The sequence below is a fragment of the Chryseobacterium daeguense DSM 19388 genome, from assembly GCF_000430825.1.
In the GTDB taxonomy this organism is placed as follows: domain Bacteria; phylum Bacteroidota; class Bacteroidia; order Flavobacteriales; family Weeksellaceae; genus Chryseobacterium; species Chryseobacterium daeguense.
Genome location: NZ_AUMT01000002.1, coordinates 256,745 through 275,625 on the forward strand (window position 1 = coordinate 256,745; position 18,881 = coordinate 275,625).

The 18,881-nt window shown below is 37.3% G+C and carries 19 protein-coding genes; 12 read left to right on the top strand and 7 right to left on the bottom strand.

Annotated features, from left to right (window positions below; all coding sequences use genetic code 11):
* Nucleotide 1: 1 nt before the first annotated feature.
* The gene (locus H560_RS0103685) at nt 2–187 is read left to right on the top strand and encodes a hypothetical protein (RefSeq protein WP_027378782.1); all 186 of its coding nucleotides are present in this window, start codon (nt 2–4) and stop codon (nt 185–187) included.
* A 26-nt stretch (nt 188–213) separates the two neighbouring features.
* On the opposite strand, the gene H560_RS0103690 is transcribed toward H560_RS0103685, so the two are convergent.
* From H560_RS0103690 to H560_RS0103705, 4 genes are all read right to left on the bottom strand, one after another.
* Nucleotides 214–825: a DUF4126 domain-containing protein gene (locus H560_RS0103690; protein WP_027378783.1), complete on the bottom strand. Its 612-nt coding sequence runs from the start codon at nt 823–825 to the stop codon at nt 214–216.
* 190 nt (nt 826–1,015) lie between these two features.
* Nucleotides 1,016–1,390 carry a ribonuclease P protein component gene (rnpA, locus tag H560_RS0103695; RefSeq protein ID WP_027378784.1) on the bottom strand — a complete coding sequence of 125 codons (375 nt, stop codon included), beginning with the start codon at nt 1,388–1,390 and terminating at the stop codon, nt 1,016–1,018.
* 143 nt (nt 1,391–1,533) lie between these two features.
* Nucleotides 1,534–2,259, bottom strand: coding sequence for a tRNA threonylcarbamoyladenosine dehydratase (locus H560_RS0103700; protein ID WP_027378785.1), 726 nt, complete (start codon nt 2,257–2,259; stop codon nt 1,534–1,536).
* Nucleotides 2,252–2,878 (bottom strand): TatD family hydrolase, encoded by a 627-nt coding sequence (locus H560_RS0103705; RefSeq protein ID WP_027378786.1) that lies wholly within the window; start codon nt 2,876–2,878, stop codon nt 2,252–2,254. Before H560_RS0103705 ends, H560_RS0103700 begins: the two co-directional genes overlap by 8 nt.
* A gap of 97 nt (nt 2,879–2,975) precedes the next feature.
* Between H560_RS0103705 and H560_RS0103710 the strand changes: the two genes are divergently transcribed.
* The 8 genes from H560_RS0103710 to H560_RS0103745 all read left to right on the top strand — a co-directional run bounded on the left by H560_RS0103710 (nt 2,976) and on the right by H560_RS0103745 (nt 11,452).
* Entirely contained in the window at nt 2,976–3,605 is a 630-nt protein-coding gene (locus H560_RS0103710; RefSeq protein ID WP_027378787.1) for a TetR family transcriptional regulator, read from the top strand.
* A gap of 103 nt (nt 3,606–3,708) precedes the next feature.
* A complete protein-coding gene (locus tag H560_RS0103715) occupies nt 3,709–4,704 on the top strand; it encodes an outer membrane protein assembly factor BamD (protein WP_027378788.1) in 996 nt (331 codons plus the stop codon).
* Nucleotides 4,705–4,745: 41 nt separating this feature from the next.
* Nucleotides 4,746–5,069: a DNA-directed RNA polymerase subunit omega gene (locus tag H560_RS0103720; RefSeq protein ID WP_027378789.1), complete on the top strand. Its 324-nt coding sequence runs from the start codon at nt 4,746–4,748 to the stop codon at nt 5,067–5,069.
* 169 nt (nt 5,070–5,238) lie between these two features.
* Nucleotides 5,239–6,441: a bifunctional phosphopantothenoylcysteine decarboxylase/phosphopantothenate--cysteine ligase CoaBC gene (gene coaBC / locus H560_RS0103725; RefSeq protein ID WP_027378790.1), complete on the top strand. Its 1,203-nt coding sequence runs from the start codon at nt 5,239–5,241 to the stop codon at nt 6,439–6,441.
* Nucleotides 6,442–6,477: 36 nt separating this feature from the next.
* Entirely contained in the window at nt 6,478–7,386 is a 909-nt protein-coding gene (porD, locus tag H560_RS0103730; RefSeq protein WP_027378791.1) for a type IX secretion system protein PorD, read from the top strand.
* A 65-nt stretch (nt 7,387–7,451) separates the two neighbouring features.
* Nucleotides 7,452–9,101: a DNA repair protein RecN gene (locus tag H560_RS0103735; RefSeq protein ID WP_027378792.1), complete on the top strand. Its 1,650-nt coding sequence runs from the start codon at nt 7,452–7,454 to the stop codon at nt 9,099–9,101.
* A gap of 145 nt (nt 9,102–9,246) precedes the next feature.
* The gene (locus tag H560_RS0103740; RefSeq protein ID WP_027378793.1) at nt 9,247–10,713 is read left to right on the top strand and encodes a DUF5687 family protein; all 1,467 of its coding nucleotides are present in this window, start codon (nt 9,247–9,249) and stop codon (nt 10,711–10,713) included.
* Nucleotide 10,714: 1 nt separating this feature from the next.
* Entirely contained in the window at nt 10,715–11,452 is a 738-nt protein-coding gene (locus H560_RS0103745) for an ABC transporter ATP-binding protein (RefSeq protein ID WP_027378794.1), read from the top strand.
* An 80-nt stretch (nt 11,453–11,532) separates the two neighbouring features.
* Here H560_RS0103745 and fumC read toward each other — a convergent pair whose 3' ends face one another.
* Nucleotides 11,533–12,927 carry a class II fumarate hydratase gene (gene fumC, locus H560_RS0103750; RefSeq protein WP_027378795.1) on the bottom strand — a complete coding sequence of 465 codons (1,395 nt, stop codon included), beginning with the start codon at nt 12,925–12,927 and terminating at the stop codon, nt 11,533–11,535.
* A gap of 229 nt (nt 12,928–13,156) precedes the next feature.
* Between fumC and H560_RS0103755 the strand changes: the two genes are divergently transcribed.
* Together H560_RS0103755 and H560_RS0103760 are read left to right on the top strand one after the other, a co-directional pair.
* A complete protein-coding gene (locus H560_RS0103755) occupies nt 13,157–14,764 on the top strand; it encodes a fumarate hydratase (protein ID WP_027378796.1) in 1,608 nt (535 codons plus the stop codon).
* A 93-nt stretch (nt 14,765–14,857) separates the two neighbouring features.
* Nucleotides 14,858–15,154, top strand: a complete 297-nt coding sequence (locus tag H560_RS0103760) for a hypothetical protein (RefSeq protein WP_185095850.1) — start codon at nt 14,858–14,860, stop codon at nt 15,152–15,154.
* Nucleotides 15,155–15,248: 94 nt separating this feature from the next.
* Here H560_RS0103760 and H560_RS0103765 read toward each other — a convergent pair whose 3' ends face one another.
* Nucleotides 15,249–16,115 (bottom strand): helix-turn-helix transcriptional regulator, encoded by an 867-nt coding sequence (locus tag H560_RS0103765; RefSeq protein WP_027378798.1) that lies wholly within the window; start codon nt 16,113–16,115, stop codon nt 15,249–15,251.
* A 148-nt stretch (nt 16,116–16,263) separates the two neighbouring features.
* On the opposite strand from H560_RS0103765, the gene H560_RS0103770 reads away from it, so the two are divergent.
* A complete protein-coding gene (locus H560_RS0103770; protein ID WP_027378799.1) occupies nt 16,264–18,333 on the top strand; it encodes a T9SS type A sorting domain-containing protein in 2,070 nt (689 codons plus the stop codon).
* A 147-nt stretch (nt 18,334–18,480) separates the two neighbouring features.
* Here H560_RS0103770 and H560_RS21050 read toward each other — a convergent pair whose 3' ends face one another.
* Nucleotides 18,481–18,873, bottom strand: coding sequence for an organic hydroperoxide resistance protein (locus H560_RS21050; RefSeq protein WP_228372416.1), 393 nt, complete (start codon nt 18,871–18,873; stop codon nt 18,481–18,483).
* Nucleotides 18,874–18,881 lie beyond the last annotated feature (8 nt).

Genomic DNA, 18,881 nt, shown 5'->3' on the forward strand with positions numbered 1-18,881 from the left:
AATGAATATTCTGGTAATAACGCCTTTCGAAATCCTGTTTGTAGCGATAGCAGTAATAATATTATATATTGTGGCAATTTCTATTTTATTTAAAAAGAAATCTGGGATATTGCCTTATTTAGCATTACTCATATTTCCTGTATTGGCTCCGGTAGGAATCATTCTTGGAAATTTTAAAAGAAAATAAAAAAAGGCTGAAATTTCAGCCTTTTTTTATTCAGTATGATTGATAACATCTTTGCTGGGTCTTAATTTCCGCCACGCTTTCCGCCCTACAAATATTACAAATAGTACCAGTGCAATCGCGCAGATAGCCGCAATAATGGGAGCCGCCATTGCTAGCACAGACATAATTCCCGCTCCGGCCGTTTCGGTGGTGCCTACTACAGAATTCCCAATTCCTCCCGTTGTTGCTGTGGAAGCTGCCCGAAGTCCGGCAAATCCTGAGCTGATTGTGGCTGCTGTTCCGCCTCCTGCAATCAGCGCCAGTGCCCATTGGGGAAATGTTCCAAGATCTGCAAACTGACTTGCAAATAATACAGAACCTGCCACTGTAGCCATTGGAACCGAGATTGTATCTAATAAATGGTCTACAAAAGGAATATAATAGGCTAAAATCTCAATTACCGTAGCGATTCCTGTTGTAATAAGTGTTGGAAGCCCGGCAAGCCATTCGAAATTCTCATTCATCGGAATCCAGTGAAGATAAGAGGCCAGGCTCACAGCAAACATCGGCAGAAATACCCTGAAGCCGGTTGCAGCAGCAAGTCCAATACCGATAAACGCGCTTACCACATAAGGTAAATAAGGAACGTTGTCTAACATATTAATTTTCAGATTTGTTTCCTTAAAGTTACAAAAATATATTTTTAAAAAATTTCAATTATTAAAAGAAATCTCCCCGAACATCTGTGTCAATCTGTGAAAATCTGTGGTTATTTTTCTCCCGCGGATTTCACAGATTGACACAGATACTTACGCTTTATCTTTATTAAAATGATAATTTAAAAAAAAATCAAGATTTTTTCTGAGCCTGGCAAAGCTTTTTAAACTGTGCTTCCACATCCTGGAATTTCTGTGGCATTTCATGAGAAGCCCAAAACATCATCGCCATCGTTTTCTCCCCGAAAGCTTCCTTGAACAGGTCTTTATTTAAGCGGTAGCATTCTCTCAAAAGTCTTTTGATGCGGTTCCTGTGAACTGCTTTTTTGAAATATTTTTTAGAAACAGATACGGCAAACTTTGTACTGTCTACGGGAGTTGTTGGTTTGTTTTTAAGGATAATAATTCTCAGATTCCCATTCGTTTTCCATTTACCTTTTTCAAAAAGTAAAGTAATCTCAGCATTTTTTTTGAGTTTTTCGGCTCTGGGATATTTGAAGTTTGTCATTTACGGACTGTAAATATAAGGTATAATTTTTATTGTTTAAGATGCTTCGATAGATTCGTACGTATTGCTATAAATGTACTAATTATGACTGTTAGTATTTGAAAATGTCTTGCTGAGACTATCGAAGCATCTTATTAAAAATATTAATCTTTTTTAGTTAAATAATTAATAACCTCCGCAGCAGCATACAACCCGAAAATTGCGGGAATAAAGCTTATCGTACCGTAAAAAGATCTTTTATAATTGGTTCCGTCAGTCATTTTCAGGCTTTCTTCGTTTTGTATCTCATTGGAAAAAACACAACGGATACCTTTATTAATTTTCTCTTTTTTTAATCTTTTCCTCACCTGTCTTGCCAGGTGACAATTGTGGCTTTTGCTGATGTCGCGTACCATTACCATGCTCGGATCCGTTTTGCCGCCGGCACCCATAGAGCTTACGACTTTTATTTTTCTTCTTCTGGCAGCAATGAGAAGAGTAAGTTTCGGAGTTAAACTGTCAATGCAATCCAGGATATAATCAAATTTACCTTCATCAAGCACCTCATTCATCCTTTCCGGGTTAAGGAACTCATTGATTTTGATTAAATTAAGCTTAGGGTTTATGTCCAGAAGCCTTTCAGCTACCACTTCCACCTTATGTTTCCCTACGGTTGAATGCAGGGCAGGTAACTGTCTGTTAATGTTAGTGATATCTACGGTATCTCCATCCACGATGGTCATGTTTCCAACCCCTGCTCTGGCCAGAAATTCGGCTGCAAATGAACCGACTCCGCCTAAACCTACCACAAGAACAGTCGCTTTATTCAGCTTTTCCAAACCTTCTTCCTTGATGAGAAGTTCCGTTCTTTCCAACCAGTATTTATCCATTTTTTATCGTCTCTAAATTTTCTAAAATCTGCTTATTTAAATTTTCCAGAGAAATTTCCTTTATTTCCGAAGCTTTTTGATACAATTCTTCGAGATTGAAATCGTCATTGTCCGTTTCCAGAAAAATTTTGTTTAAAGGAGTGCTTTTCAAAGTATTTTGCAAAGATAAATTATACAAAACCGCTTTTCCAAAACTCAGGTAAAAATTATTTTTAAGAAGATCATCCGCAATGCTCTGCTTTTTATTGAAACCATGAATAATCATCGGCTGTTCAGTGTATTTTTTAAATGAAATTATTTCGTAAAATTTCCTGACGCAATGAATAATTATAGGTTTTTTAATCTCATTAGCGAATTTTATTTGTCTTAAAAAAACGTCTTCCTGTATTTTCTGATCAACCTCAACAAAGGAATCAAGGCCGCACTCTCCAATAGCAAAGCAATTTTCTTTAATGTTCGATGTAAGCCAGCGGAATTGGTTTTCCATATTATTAACATCAATATCTTTCGGATGAATGCCTGTTGAATAAGGAATGTTAGCCGGAACATCGTAATAGTCGAGGTTGTAGATTCCGAATGCTGTATTTTTTTTATGGTGATGAAAATCAAAAAATTCCATTTTCAAAAATACTATTAATTTAGATTTAACGTAAATTTCTTAAACGAACGTTTATAAATCTGTTAAAAATTTCTTAACTTTACTAAAAGTACACTTCATGAAGAAAAAATTTACAGAAAAACAAATCCATATTTTAGACATTGCCGAGGAGCTGATCGCAAAGAAAGGCTACGAAGGGACATCTGTAAGGGACATCTGCTCAAAAGCGAATATCAATGTAGCGATGATCTCTTATTATTTTGGGTCTAAAGAAAAAATGATGTCATACCTTTATCAGTACAGGGTATTGAAAACAAGGGAAAACTTTTCAGAATTTGCTGATACGATTAAGGATGGTAAACCGGAAATGCAAATGAAAGAAATTATTAAATATATTGTCTCTCAGTTATTTAAATATAATTATTTTCATGGATTCGTTACCCAGGAGCTTCGTCACACGGAAAATCTGAAAGATGAGCTGCTGGATTTTTACCAGTTATTTGTTAAAAAGCTTGATGAGGTGATTAAAAAAGGGGTTGCATCTGGGGTTTTTACCTTTACCCCAAAGCCTGAAGATGTTCTTACAACCATTATAGGGTCTACTTTATTTGTGATACGCAACAGAAATTTTTACGAGTTGTATGTTCCGAATAAAAATGAGGAAACCTACGCCAAAGAAGCGGAAAAAAAGGTAAGAATGAATCTCCTGATGAGCGTTTTTGCAATTTTGGGATACGCAACAGACTAAAAATACGTTAAATAATCATAAAAAAAAATCTATTGACAAAAAAGTTATATTTTTGCAAATTAGTAAATCGGCTTTATAATCCGAAAACTGTTGAATTTTTTATATGAAAAAATATATTTTAGGTCTTTTTGCTGTAGCTGTTGTAGCATCATGTGTGAGTCAGCAGGAAAAAGCGATGAAAAGTGCTGATAAGAATTTCATCTTGAAGGCGGCTAATGATAATTTTGCTAAAAAGAAATGGAAAAATGCTTTAGCACTTTATGACAGGCTTCCCAACCTTGTTGCAGGAACAGATGATGCCCCGAATGTGGTTTTCAATTCTGCGTATGCAAATTATTACGATAAAAATTATAAACTGGCAGGCCACCAGTTCAAAAACTTCTCAGTAAGCTTTCCTCAGGACAGCAGAAAAGAAGAAGCAGCTTATATGTCGGCTTTATGTTACTATGAAGGATCTATGGATTATAACCTGGATCAGTCCAGTACAGAACTAGCTATCAATGAACTGCAGGACTTTTTGAACAATTATCCTACATCGGAAAGATCAAAAAATATCAATACGCTGATTGAAGAATTATCTTATAAGCTGGAATTTAAATCTTACGAAAACGCAAGGCAATATTTCAACATGGGAGATTATAAAGCAGCAAACGTAGCATTGGAAAATGTACTGGAAGATTTCCCAAGTACAAAGCTTCGTCCGAAAATTTATGATTATATCATGAAGTCTCGTTATGAGCTGGCTGTAAAATCAGTTTATGATCTTAAAGATGAGCGTATTGAGAGCGCACTGGCTTTCTCAAGACAGGTTGAAAAAGAGCTTCCGAATACAGAATATGCCAAAACAGCCTTGGATCTGAGACAAAAACTTGAAAAAGAGAAAAAAGATTTCGTAGTTGTTAAGAAAAATACAGAAGCAAGAATTGCAGCATTAACGGAAAGACAGAAAAAGCTTGAAGCTCAGAACGCTGAAAAGACAAAAACAGAGCAGCAGATGAGAGATCAGGTAGAAGCTGAGAAGAAAGCAACACAGATCCAGAGGGACAGCGCGGCACTTCAGACCCCTCCACCGGCAGCGACTTTCAAAATTCAAAGATAATTCGTAAATTTGCGAACTTAAATAAAATTAATATTCTCAAAATGAGTGTAAAAGATACAAAAGCAGAAGTAAACACGATTACTTACGATAAGGATAAGATTGAAGACAAAGTAGGTTCAATCTACGAAGCGATTGTTATCATGGGAAAAAGAGCAGAGCAGATCAATGCTGAAATTCGTACGGAATTGCATAACAAGCTTGATGAGTTTGCTGTTCATAATTCTACATTGGAAGAAGTTTTCGAAAACAGAGAGCAGATCGAAATCTCAAAACATTACGAAAAACTTCCAAAGCCGACTTCTATTGCAATTGAAGAATGGCTGAATGAAGATATTTACTTCAGAAAAACTGAAGAAAGAAAATAAAAATCATTTGTGTTTTTTATATATAAAGGTCATAGAAGAAATTATTCTTTTATGACCTTTGTTGTTTATATACGTTTACAATTCTGTGCCTTGCGTAAAAAGCATTAGGATTAAAAACGGATATTCAATTAAAATTAAGTAATTTAGTATTCTTAAAAAATTAAACTGAATGAGCCTTTCCGGGAAAAAAATTCTCATCGCAATTTCTGGAGGAATTGCCGCTTACAAAGCTCACTTTCTGATCAGAGATTTTGTGAAGAAAGGAGCGGAAGTACAGGTTATTATGACTCCCGATGCAGAACATTTTGTAACTAAGCTGAGCATTTCCACGTTATCCAAAAATCCTGTTTATACAGACTTTTACAGTGATAACGGAACCTGGAACAGCCATGTGGAAATGGCGCTGTGGGCAGATGTAATGGTTGTTGCGCCATGTACTGCCAATACATTAGCGAAAATGGTTCACGGGATGTGTGATAACCTGGTAATTGCCACTTATATGTCTGCAAAATGCCCTGTTTTTATTGCTCCAGCGATGGATTTGGACATGTATGCACACCCTTCTACAAAGCAAAATTTGGAAATGGCGGAAGATTTCGGACACTTTATCATTCCTGCTGAAAGCGGCGAGCTGGCAAGTGGATTGATAGGCCAGGGAAGAATGGCCGAACCGGAAACGATTGCAAATGCCATCGAAATATTTTTTAATTCAAATAATATCAGGACTTTAAAGGGCAAAACGGTTCTCATTACTGCCGGACCTACATACGAAGCCATTGATCCCGTGCGATTTATCGGGAATCATTCTTCCGGGAAAATGGGCTTTTCTCTGGCAGAAGAAGCATCAAAAAGAGGAGCGAAAGTTATTTTGATTTCTGGGCCAAGCGCTCAAACTATTAATGATAAAAATATTGATCTTCATAAAGTAACTTCAGCAAAAGAAATGCTGGCAAAAGTGTTTGAATTTTATGACACAATAGATATAGGAATTGCCAGTGCTGCCGTTGCAGACTACGCTCCGAAAGAAGTGGCAAAAGAGAAAATCAAGAAAAATGATGAGAATTTAACGATTGAATTAGTAAAAAATCCGGATATTCTCAAAACAATGGGCGAAAAGAAAACACACCAGTTCCTGGTTGGTTTTGCTCTCGAAACCCAGAATGAAGAGGAAAATGCAAAAGCCAAATTAGCCAAGAAAAATCTGGATATGATTGTTCTGAATTCTCTTCGGGATGAAGGCGCAGGTTTTAAAAATGATACCAACAAAATAAAAATATTTACCTCTACGGAAAAGAAAGAATTTACTCTGAAATCTAAAGATGATGTTGCAAAAGACATTTTGGATTTCGTTGAGTCTCAACTTTTAAAATAATTTTAATAAATTTCCGTTCTCAATTTTTAATAGATAATGAAAAAGATTATAAGCCTATTTTTACTGCTTTTCTTATATAATATTAGTTTTTCTCAAGAATTATTGGCAACCGTTCAGGTGAATTCCCAGCAGCTGGGAGGAAGTAACCAGTCAGCTTACAAAGCCCTCGAGAAAAGCTTGCGCGACTTTATCAATAACACGAGCTGGACAGGAAAAAGACTCCAGAACTTCGAAAAAATAAAATGCAATTTTGCCATTGTAATTACCGAAAGAGACGGAAACCGTTTCCGTGGAAATATGGTAGTTCAGGCGGTGCGGCCGGTCTATAATACCACTTATGAGTCGCCGCTTATCAATTTACAGGATCAGAGATTTTCTTTCGATTATATTGAAAATGAGAATCTTATCTTTAATGAAAGACAGTTTTCCGGAAAAAATTTAATTGATGTTATCAGTTTTTATGTGTATGTTATTTTAGGGATTGATGCAGACAGCTTCCAGTCGATGGCGGGAACACAATGGTTCCAGAAAGCCCAGCAGATCGCGCAGAACGGAGAATCTCAGAATACTTACGACGGATGGAAGCAGATCAACGAGCCTAGAAGCCGTTCGATTTTAATTAAAGAAATTATGAGCCCGAACTGGAGCCAAATAAGAGCTACCATCTATTCTTATCACAGAGCAGGTTTGGATAATTTATTCAATCAGGATCAGACAGCGGGCAAAAAAGTGATTTTTGATGCTTTAATGCAGCTTAAACAATATGAAAATACCTTCCAGCAGGCGTATTTTTTCAATCTTTTCATAGATACAAAAGCGGACGAGATATTTAATATTTTCAATTCCGGGAATAATGGCGGAATTGTGCTGGGAGATCTTAAAAATGAAATGACCATTTTATCTCCGAAAAATATAGATGCCAGATGGAGCAAATGGAAACAGTAATGTTCGCTTGAATTCTGACGTCTAAAGTTCTATATTTGCAATAGCTAAGTAATCTGCTATTATCAATGCTTTCGAGAATTTACATTAAAAATTTTGCCCTGATTGATACCCTTGAAGTATCATTGCACAACGGTTTACAGGTAATCACTGGTGAGACTGGTGCGGGAAAATCTATTATTTTAGGTGCTTTACGGCTGATTTTAGGCGAAAGGGCGGATGTAAAATCCATTTCAAACGCAGAAGAAAAAAGCATTGTGGAAACTGAATTTGATTTAAATAATCGATTCAAAAAATTCTTTGTTGAAAATGATCTTGATTATGAGCACCAGACGATTATCCGAAGGGAAATCTTGCCATCCGGAAAATCAAGGGCTTTTATCAATGATGTTCCGGTGACTCTGGATATTTTAAAGGAACTATCCTCTCAATTGATTGATATTCATTCACAGTTTGAAACATCAAATCTTTTTACCTCCGAATACCAGTTTAAAATTATCGACGGACTTTCTGAAAACAGGCAGCTCATTGAGGAATACCAACATGAATTTTCAGATTTTCAAAGCTTAAAAACACAGCTTAAAAAATATCAGACACAGCTTTCCGAAAGCAATAAAGAAAGTGATTATAAGACATTTCTTTTGAATGAGCTTGAAGAACTTCAGCTGGATAATGTGGATTATGAAGAGCTTCAGAATCAGTTATCTGTTCAGGAAAACGCAGAAATGATCTCCGAAAACCTTGCGCAGGTGTTATCAAGATTTCATCAGGAAGAAGTGGGAATTCTGTCTTTCTTTAATGAAGCAAAAAACAAACTTTCTAAAATTGCAGAAGTTTCTAACAGCTTTGCAGAGCTTGATGAAAGGCTGGAAACCTCTTTTGTGGAATTAAAAGACATCATTTCAGAGCTTGAAAATGAAGCTGAGGAAATTGAAATAAATCCTGAAAATCTAGCTTTACTAACAGATTTAAACAACAGGATTAATAATCTTTTTGTAAAGCATAATGTATCTGATATTAATGAATTGAAAGAAATCAGGGATCAGCTGTCCGGCGAACAAAAAGGTGCATCCGAATTGGAATCTTTGATCTCGGATATAGAAGAAAATATCATTAAACAGGAGAAAAAACTCCAGACTTTAGCTGAAAAGCTTTCTAAAAACAGGAAAAAAAATATTCCGGTTTTCATTCAGAAGGCAGAAGGTCTGCTTAAAAAATTAGGACTGGAAAAAGCAAGAGTTGATATTGATTTACAAAATACCTCAGATTTTAACCTCTTTGGAAAAGAAAACATACAGCTTTTGTTTCAGGCGAATTCCGGGTTTCCTTTAAAACCGATCCAGATCGCTATTTCAGGAGGTGAAAGATCAAGAGTGATGTTAGCCGTAAAAAAAATCATTGCGGAAAGTGATGAGCTTCCCACTTTGATTTTAGATGAAATCGACACCGGAGTTTCCGGAAAAGTAGCTGAAGAAATAGGAAATCTGATGCGCGAAATGTCTGCGGATATGCAGCTCATCGTAATTTCTCACCTTGCACAGGTTGCTGCAAAAGGAAATAATAATTACAAAGTAGTAAAAAAGGACGTTGCCGGAAAAACCCAATCCACAATTGTTTCTTTAAATGAAGAAGAAAAGCTGAACGAAATTGCCCAATTGCTTTCCGGAAGTAAGATTACGGAAGCGGCTTTAGCGCAGGCAAAAGAATTGATAGGCTAAATTATTCCCAATTGTATTCTACGGCTCTCAAAATATTATGCAAAAGGCTTCGAGAATCCCAGCAAGACATTGCATATTTTAATAATGGTATTTGAAAAGATGTAACATTTTTACTCATATATTTACTAATGTAAAAAAAGTAACTATGTTTTTTAAATTCCTGAGATTAGAATTCAAAAGTTTTTTCCGGGGCAGTTCTTTAGGGATCAATCTGGCGATGAAGATTCTTCGCTTTATCGGAATCCTTTATTTTATGCTTTGTCTGGCAGGAGGCGCGTTTGCAGCGTTTTATCTTATACAAGAAGAGATGCACCAGGATCCTGTAAAAGTTGTTTCAAGGTTTTTAATTGCGGCCTGGGCTGTTGATTTGATGCTAAAATATTTGTGGCAGGAGTTGCCTACTCAGAATATCAAGCCTTTCCTTACACTAAACATTCCGAAAAAAACACTTGTCAATTATATGCTCGGGAAAACATTCCTGTCTGCTCTGAGCTGGTTGAACTCCCTGTTTTTTGTTACTTTTTGCGGAATTGCATTATTCAACGGATATAGTGTTGTAAGTGTTTTAGGATGGTTTATCGGGGTTTCTCTTTTATTTTATCTGAATAATTTTATCAATATACTTTTTAATGATAAAGAAAATGTTGCCATTGTTGTAGGATGTATTTTTGCTGCGGTTGGAGGACTTGCTTATTACAATATTGTCCCTGTCTTGTCTTATTCTGAAAGATTTTTCTATAATTTTTTTGAAAGACCTTATTTTGCATTGCTCTCAATACTTTTATTTTCTGTTTTGTGGAAGGTTTGCTATCATCACATCAGGAAAATATTTTATCTCGATGAAGGTCTGGAAGCTAAAAAGACAATCGGGAAAACCGAAAATATTGCTTTCTTAAATAAATACGGCGCCATTGGAACTTTCATTAACAATGATATTAAAATGCTGAGAAGAAATAAAGTGACTAAAGGCATTTTATTAGGAAGCCTTTTGTTTCTTTTTTACGGGCTTCTGATGTTTTCTTCTCCCATTTACAAAACACCTGCAATGATGATGTTTATGGGATTGTTTGTAACGGGCGGATTTCAGTTCATGTTCGGGCAGCGGGTTCCTGCGTTCGACAGCTCTTACTATCCTTTAATGATGACACTCAATGTTCCGTACAAAGAATATTTAAAGGCAAAATGGTGGCTGATGAATATTGTTACCGGAATTTCTATTATCCTGGCGATCTGCTATGCTTATTTCGGGTGGGAAATGTATGTTACTTTTTTTGCGGCGGGAATTTATAATATTGGAGTTAATTCTCAGTTTACACTTTGGTCAGGCGCCTTTAACAAAACCCAGATTGATTTGAATGCAAAAGAAAAAAGATTCGGGCAGAAAAATAGTTTTAATATGAAATCATTGCTGCTGCTGATTCCTAAAATGATTTTACCTATGGCCGTTTTCGGTCTGATGCAGTATTTCTTTGGGATAACGGCGGGAGTTATCAGTATTGCGATCCTAGGGTTAATAGGATTTTTATTAAGGGAAAAAATCTTCGATATCATCGTAAAGCACTATAAAGTAGAAAAATACAGCACATTAGAAGCCTTCAAAAACAAAGATTAATATGATTACGATTAATAATTTATCAAAAACTTACGGTAAAGCAACCGTTTTGAATATAGAAAGCCTTGAAATCCCAAACGGTGAAACTTTCGGGCTGGTAGGAAATAACGGAGCGGGAAAAACTACGCTTTTCAGTTTAATGCTGGACCTGATTCAGCCTACCACCGGTTTTGTAAGCATAGACGGGATCAAAGTAAATGAATCTGAGGCATGGAAAAATAAAGTTTCGGCATTTGTAGATGATTCTTTTTTGATCGGATACCTTACACCGGAAGAATATTTTTATTTTATCGGTGAATTAAGAGGGCAGAACAAAGCTTCCGTAGATGAATTTCTGAAGCAGTTTCATGATTTATTTAATGGTGAAATTTTAAATTCAGGTAAATACGTCCGGGATCTTTCCAAGGGAAACCAGAAAAAAGTAGGAATTGTAGGAGCCATCATTGGAAATCCGGAAATCATTATTCTAGACGAGCCTTTCGCTAATCTTGATCCTTCTACACAGATTAAGCTTAAAAATTTAATCAAAGAATTATCAAAGCAGGAGGGTGTAACTTTTCTCATCTCCAGCCATGACCTTTCTCATACTACGGAAGTCTGCAACCGAATTGTTGTTGTAAATAAAGGCCTTCTGGTAAAAGATATTCAGACCAATCCTGAAACATTGAAAGATCTGGAGCAGTATTTTGCGGATCAGGTTTCCAAACCGGTGGAAACTATAGATATAACATTAAGCTAAACCTTGAAGGGTTGAAATACGATACAAAAAACCTCAGAATTCCTGAGGTTTTTGCGTTCAATTATTCAATAAATAATATTTTATTTCAAGCTTCCCACCATATCTTCAGGCTTCACCCACTCATCAAATTGCTCGGCAGTTAAAAGTCCGAGGTTTACGGCTTCTTCTTTCAAAGTTGTTCCGTTTTTGTGGGCTGTTTTAGCAATTTTAGCTGCATTTTCATACCCGATGTGTGTATTCAAAGCGGTTACAAGCATTAAAGATTTGTCAACAAGCTCTTTTATTCTTTCATGATTCGGCTCAATTCCTACGGCACAATGATCATTAAATGAAATGCATGCGTCCGCAATCAACTGAGCAGACTGTAAGAAATTGTAAGCCATTACCGGTTTAAAAACATTCAGTTCATAATTTCCCTGCGTTCCGGCGAAAGAAATCGTAGTATCATTTCCTAAAACCTGTGCACAAACCATTGTCATTGCTTCATTTTGTGTAGGATTTACCTTTCCGGGCATAATGGAAGAACCCGGCTCGTTTTCCGGAATGTGAATTTCCCCGATTCCCGAACGCGGCCCGGAAGCCAATAGCCTGATATCCTGAGCAATTTTATACAAGGAAACCGCCAATTGCTTTAAAGCTCCGTGAGATTCTACAATCGCATCATGAGCTGCTAATGCTTCAAATTTATTCTTTGCTGTTACAAAAGGAAGGTTTGTAAATTTTGCAATGTATTCCGCAACTTTTACATCATAGCCTTGAGGTGTGTTTAAGCCGGTTCCAACCGCCGTTCCGCCCAAAGCAAGTTCGGAAAGGTGTGGCAATGTGTTTTTTAAAGCTTTAATTCCATAATTCAACTGGGCAACATATCCCGAAAATTCCTGACCTAAAGTCAAAGGAGTGGCATCCATTAAATGCGTTCTACCGATTTTAACGATGTCTTTAAAAACTTCTGATTTTTGAGCTAAAGTATCTCTTAATTTTTCAACCGCAGGAATGGTTGTTTCCACTACTTTTTTATAAGCCGCGATGTGCATGGCTGTTGGATAAGTGTCGTTGGAAGACTGAGATTTATTCACATCATCATTCGGATGGATTTCGGATTTGTCGCCCAACGTTCCGCCGTTGTTTACATGAGCTCTGTTGGAAATCACCTCATTTACGTTCATGTTAGACTGTGTTCCCGAACCGGTTTGCCAGATTACCAATGGAAATTGATCATTTAATTTTCCTTCAAGGATTTCGTCGCAGACTTTTGCGATCATGTCTCTTTTTTCAGAGGAAAGAATTCCCAAATCGGTGTTGGTAAATGCTGCAGCTTTTTTTAAGTAAGCAAAAGCTTCGATGATTTCGTGCGGCATAGAACTTTCCGGGCCAATTTTGAAATTGTTTCTCGAACGTTCCGTTTGTGCACCCCAAAACTTATCCGCAGGAACCTGCACTTCGCCCATGGTGTCTTTTTCTATTCTGTAATTCATTATTCTGTAATTTTTTAATTTTTATTGAAGTATATTTTTTATGTCTCAAACCTAATGGGTTTTTAAAACCTGTTAGGTTTCAAAGAATTTAATTTAAAATAAGCATTCTTAAAATTAAGCAAACCTTAAAAAACTCGCAATTTATAATCATTATAAATATCAATCTAAGTCACTGATTTTACTCATGCTTTTTTCGTAAGCCGTATTTTTGCACCATTAAAAAATTGAAATGGAATTTAGATATCAGGATCCGTATCCGATTCAGAAAGATGATACGGTGTACAAGAAGCTTACTTCAGATTATGTAAAAGTAGAAAAGCTGGGTGAAAGAGAAATCTTAACCATTGATCCGAAAGGTCTTGAGCTGTTGGCTGAAGAAGCAATGGCAGACGTTTCTTTTATGCTTCGTTCTTCACATTTAGAAAGTTTGAGAAGAATTATTGATGATCCTGAAGCTACAGATAATGACAGATTCGTTGCTTACAACTTATTGCAAAATGCTGCGGTTGCTGCGGAAGGGGCTTTACCTTCCTGTCAGGACACGGGGACGGCAATTGTAATGGGTAAAAAAGGAGAAAATGTGTACACGGGAGTGGATGATGGTGAATATTTAAGCAGAGGAATTTATAACACCTATCAAAAAAGAAATTTAAGATATTCTCAAATCGTTCCGCTTACGATGTTCGATGAAAAAAATTCCGGGTCTAATCTTCCGGCCCAGATTGATATTTATACCAAAAAAGGAGATTACTATGAATTTTTGTTCTTAACAAAAGGAGGAGGTTCCGCCAATAAAACCTTCCTTTATCAAAAGACAAAATCTTTATTGAATGAAAAATCCCTGGAAGAATTCATCAAAGAGAAAATTTCAGATTTGGGAACAGCAGCTTGTCCGCCTTATCATTTGGCTCTGGTTATCGGGGGAACTTCTGCGGAAGCTAACCTGGCAGCGGTAAAAAAAGCATCAGCAAAATATTATGACAATCTTCCTACGGAGGGAAATGAAGCCGGACAGGCGTTCAGAGACCTGGAATGGGAAGCAAGAGTTCAGAAAATATGCCAGGAAAGTGCCATTGGAGCACAGTTTGGAGGGAAATATTTAACGCATGACGTTAGAGTGATCAGGCTTCCTCGCCATGCCGCTTCCTGCCCTGTTGGAATGGGTGTTTCCTGCTCTGCAGACCGAAATATTAAAGGGAAAATTACTAAAGAAGGTATCTTCTTAGAGCAACTGGAGCAGGATCCAAAGAGATTTTTACCGGATACTCCGCCACACTTAGAAGCTGCCGTTGAAATTGATCTGAATAAGCCAATGCCTGAAATTCTAGCTGAGCTTTCAAAATATCCTATCAAAACAAGATTAAAACTGAACGGAACGCTGATTGTTGCCAGAGATATTGCCCATGCAAAAATCAAAGAATTGTTAGACAGCGGGCAGCCAATGCCTGAATATTTCAAAAATCACCCGATTTATTACGCAGGACCTGCAAAAACTCCTGAAGGAATGGCTTCGGGGAGCTTTGGGCCTACTACTGCTGGAAGAATGGACGTGTATGTAGATGAATTCCAAAGCCACGGCGGAAGCATGATCATGCTGGCAAAAGGAAACAGAAGCAAAGACGTTACTAATGCCTGCGGAAAGTACGGTGGGTTCTATTTAGGGTCTATCGGGGGGCCGGCTGCTATTTTAGCCAAAGACAATATTTTGTCTGTCGAGGTTGTTGATTTCCCTGAATTAGGAATGGAAGCGGTGAGAAAGATCGAAGTAAGGGATTTCCCGGCGTTCATCATTACAGATGATAAAGGAAACGATTTCTTCGCAGATCTTGCACATTAATTAATTTAAAATCAAAACAAATTTCAAAATAGGGCACTTATATTTGTTTAAAAAACAAAAAAGTCCTACTTTTGCCTAAAATCTTTAAGAAAAATGATAACGATTTTATCAGCATTTTGGCCGTTTTACCAGTTCCTTTGGACAATCTTTTTCTTTACTATGTTCTTAGTAGGTTTCTGGTGTATCTTTATGTTCTTCGGATTGGTAATTCCAATGTGGTTGACAGAAGGTTTGAAAGAATATTTCGGGAAAATAAAACCATTTGATCCTGAAGATATTAGGAGTAAAATGATTTATGAGCAGGAAGGTGTAGAAGTTATCTACAACGAGCCTAAAGGGCATGGGCCTTTTATTCATGATCACAGTCACGATAGTCACGGACATCATTAATTGATTGTCATTGTTTTCTCACCTGAATTCTGAGAAAGCAATATCAAAGCAAAACAACATATATAAGCCACTTATTTCGGTAGGTGGTTTTTCTTTATTCATTTCTCAACTTTTCCGGGGACATTCCGAATTTCTTTTTGAAAGCTCTTGTAAAGTTCTGTACATATTCATAGCCGCATTCAATAGCAATCTCCTTGATCATCAAATCTTTGTTGATGATCAGCTTCCTGGCTTTTAGCATTCTCAGTTCGGCCATATAATCGCTTACTGTAATATTGTATTGTACTTTGAATTCTCTCCGTATTTTATTCTGATTAATACCAATCAGTCTTCCGATATCTTCTACTTTAATGTTTTTATGATAATTTTCGTCCACAAATTTTTTTACCGTGAACGGGATTCTCGGAGTTTCCTCTAAAGTATTTTTTTCATTAAACTGATCAAAAATCAGAAGTAAGAGCTTGATAATTTTAGCTTCTACGAATAACTTCTGCATCACTCCTTTTTTTGAATAACTTATGATTTCCCTTAAAATGATGTGCATTTCAACAGTCATAGACGGTGGAGTCTGCTTATGAAGAAAAATGTAATTATTCCTGATCATGCATTCCAATATATCAGCATTTTCTTTGTTGGATTCCGGATTGATGAGGTTTGAAATATAATTATAATTCATCTCAATCTGCAGATATTTTAGAAACTCTTGGCTTTCTGTCCAAAGTTTTGCGGCGCTTTCCTTTGAAGAATAGTGTAAAATATATTGATTTTTTCTGAACAAAAATTTTGCTCCACAATCTTCTGCTTCCAGATTGATGTTCTGGCTCAGGAAAAAAAGCAGATTAAAGCTGGATTGGCTTTCAATCATCTTTTCTGAAGATTTTCCGGAATTCAAACCCTCATGCAAAATGATTTTAATGTCATCAGATTTGAACAATAATCCTTTATTAGGTAGGCTCTTCATTGGAAAATTTTTTCTGGTGGTACAATTTCAAATAAAAGCTGATTGTAGGATAACAAAAAGTTGGGAAATGATAACTTGAGGTTAAATATGTCAACTAATTTTGCGCAAAATTAAATATAATTTAGAATAAATAAAAATAATATTAATTATGTTCGGAAAATTACAGATTGCGGTGCGGAAATTAGGAGCGGGTTTTAGCCTGATGCTCATCGCAGGAAATTTGATATATGCCCAGCAATGGGAAGACGTAGGAGGAGTACAGACGGTTTCCGCAGCCGGAAGCAGCTATAATAATTTAGTCATAAAAAACGGAAAATATTATCTTTCTTATTATGATATTTCTGTTGCGAAGGGCTCAGTTCAGGTGTTCGACGGTTCTTCATGGTCGTATGTTGGCGGAAGTGCGGGAATTACAACCGGAACAGCGACTTTTAATTCTTTAAGCCTTGACGGGCAGGGAAATATATACTATACAAACCAGGGAAATGGATTAGAGGTTCGTCAGTTTAACGGTACTTCATGGTCACAATTGGCAAGTCCTACAACATCAACGGTTAATTATCAGGCCTCTGCTGTCTCACCTTCAAATATTCCGTTCACTTACTCCACTCATAATTCCGGAACTGTGCAGCGTTACGTGGGAGGAGTTTGGGAGCAGGTGGGAAATACAGGATTTTCAAATGGAGCCTCCTTCGCCGAAATGGTTATCGGGACAAACAATAAAGTTTATACCTGCAATATTTCAGGCGGAGTAAGGGTGCATGAGAATAGTGTAACGGCAACCGGGGCAGAGAGCTGGATTTTAGCGGGTGGAAACATTGTGGATGCATCATCTTCCGGGGAACAGTATAATGCAGATATTGCTATTGATGGAAATAACAATCTCTTTGTTGCTTATGTTTCAAATTCAGCGAACGGGCAGAAATTAAATGTAAAAAAATTTGACGGCACCAGCTGGGCTCAATTAGGAAACGCCAATTTTTCTTCAGGAAAAATTCAGCATGTAGCGATTGCCGTCACTTCTGGAGGAATACCTTATGTAGTTGCCAGCCGTTGGGAAAATGATGATTTTTTAAGAAATACCGTTTACAAATTAGATGCTGTTACCCAAACATGGGGCGTATTTGGAGGAAACTTTATATCTGACGGCCAGGCGACTTTCAATGATCTGGCGGTTGATAGCGTGAATAATTATCTTGTTGCGGCCTATTCTCAGGACGGGACCAAAGTAAAAAGAATTTCTCTGGCCAATACCAATACTCCGGGATGTAATAATACAGATCCGGGAACCAATACGGGTGATCTTGGATGTGTAACATTCAATTACAGAGGACAGGCTGTGACCTGTACAACTGTAAGAGGAGCAGACGGAAAAATCTGGCTTCAGCAAAATTTAGGAAGCACAAAAGTTGCGGGCTCATTTGATGATGCTGACTCTTTTGGAGATCTTTTCCAGTGGGGAAGATGGGATGATGGACATCAGCTGAGAAATTCAGCAACCACAAATGCTCCATCTGTTAATTCACCGGACGGTTTGGCGGGTATTACACAATTTATCTTAGGTCCAAGCGGAGCTTCCTGGTGGGCTGCCAATGCAACCAGTGATACATGGAAAGCAGATACGGTTGGTGGCATTACATCAGCAAACGGAGCAGATCCCTGTAAGGCAATCGGGCAGGGTTGGAGACTTCCGACGACCGCAGAATGGGTAACTCTGGTGGGAGTGGAAGGAATCAGCAATCCCGCAACGGCATACGCAAGCTATTTAAAATTACCGGCGGGAGGCTACAGAAGCAGTTCCACCGGAAACCTTACTTACGTAGGACAGCGGGGTTATTTCTGGAGCTCGGATACGGCTAATTCCGGAGGGAAATATCTTTATGTAGGATCCACTATTGTAACGCCTACTTCCGGAGGTCCAAGAGGGCAGGGAGAATCGGTAAGGTGTACTAAAGATATTACAGGTTTGGGTACTTCTGATATTCATAACGGATTAAAAACAGTGGGTGTTTACCCAAATCCCACCAACGGAATTTTAAATATTAAAACCGATTCGGCTATTGATACAGTAGCTGTAAACAATATTGTAGGCCAAAAGCTCAATGTTCTGTTTTCCGGTAACCAGATTAATATGCAGGGACTTCCTAATGGAGTATATATTATAGAATTAAAATTAAAGAACGGACAGATGTTCTCTAAAAAAGTGGTTAAAAATTAATTTCCACGTATTTGATTGACTGGCAAAAGGCTTTGCAAAAAGTCTTTCGTTTTGATAATTAGTTCATTTAAATTACATAGGGAATCCGGCGCGGGACAAAGTCCCGCGCCGGATTCTGTTTAGAAAATACAGGTAAATATGAGAAGATCAGACGATATTAATTTCCACATTAATATTTCCTCTGAACATTTTAGAATACGGACAGGTTTGATGAGCCTCTTCAGTGAGTATTTTTGCCGTTTTGTTGTCAATTCCCGGAAGGCTTACGTTAAGGCGGGCTTGTAAAAAATAAGCGTCATCATCCATGCAAAGGTCAACTTCAGCATCAACGGCAGTATCCTGAGAAAGTCTTATTTTTCTTTTTCTGGCGGCTATTCCCAAGGCTCCGATAAAACATGCCGACCATCCTGCTGCAAAAAGCTGCTCCGGATTTGTTCCCTGCTCATTTCCTCCCGGAGTGGAAAGCTTTATATTAAGATTACCGTCAGAGCTTTTAGAAAAACCTTCGCGGCCTCCTTGTTGTATGCGTCTTCCCTGTATATAAAACT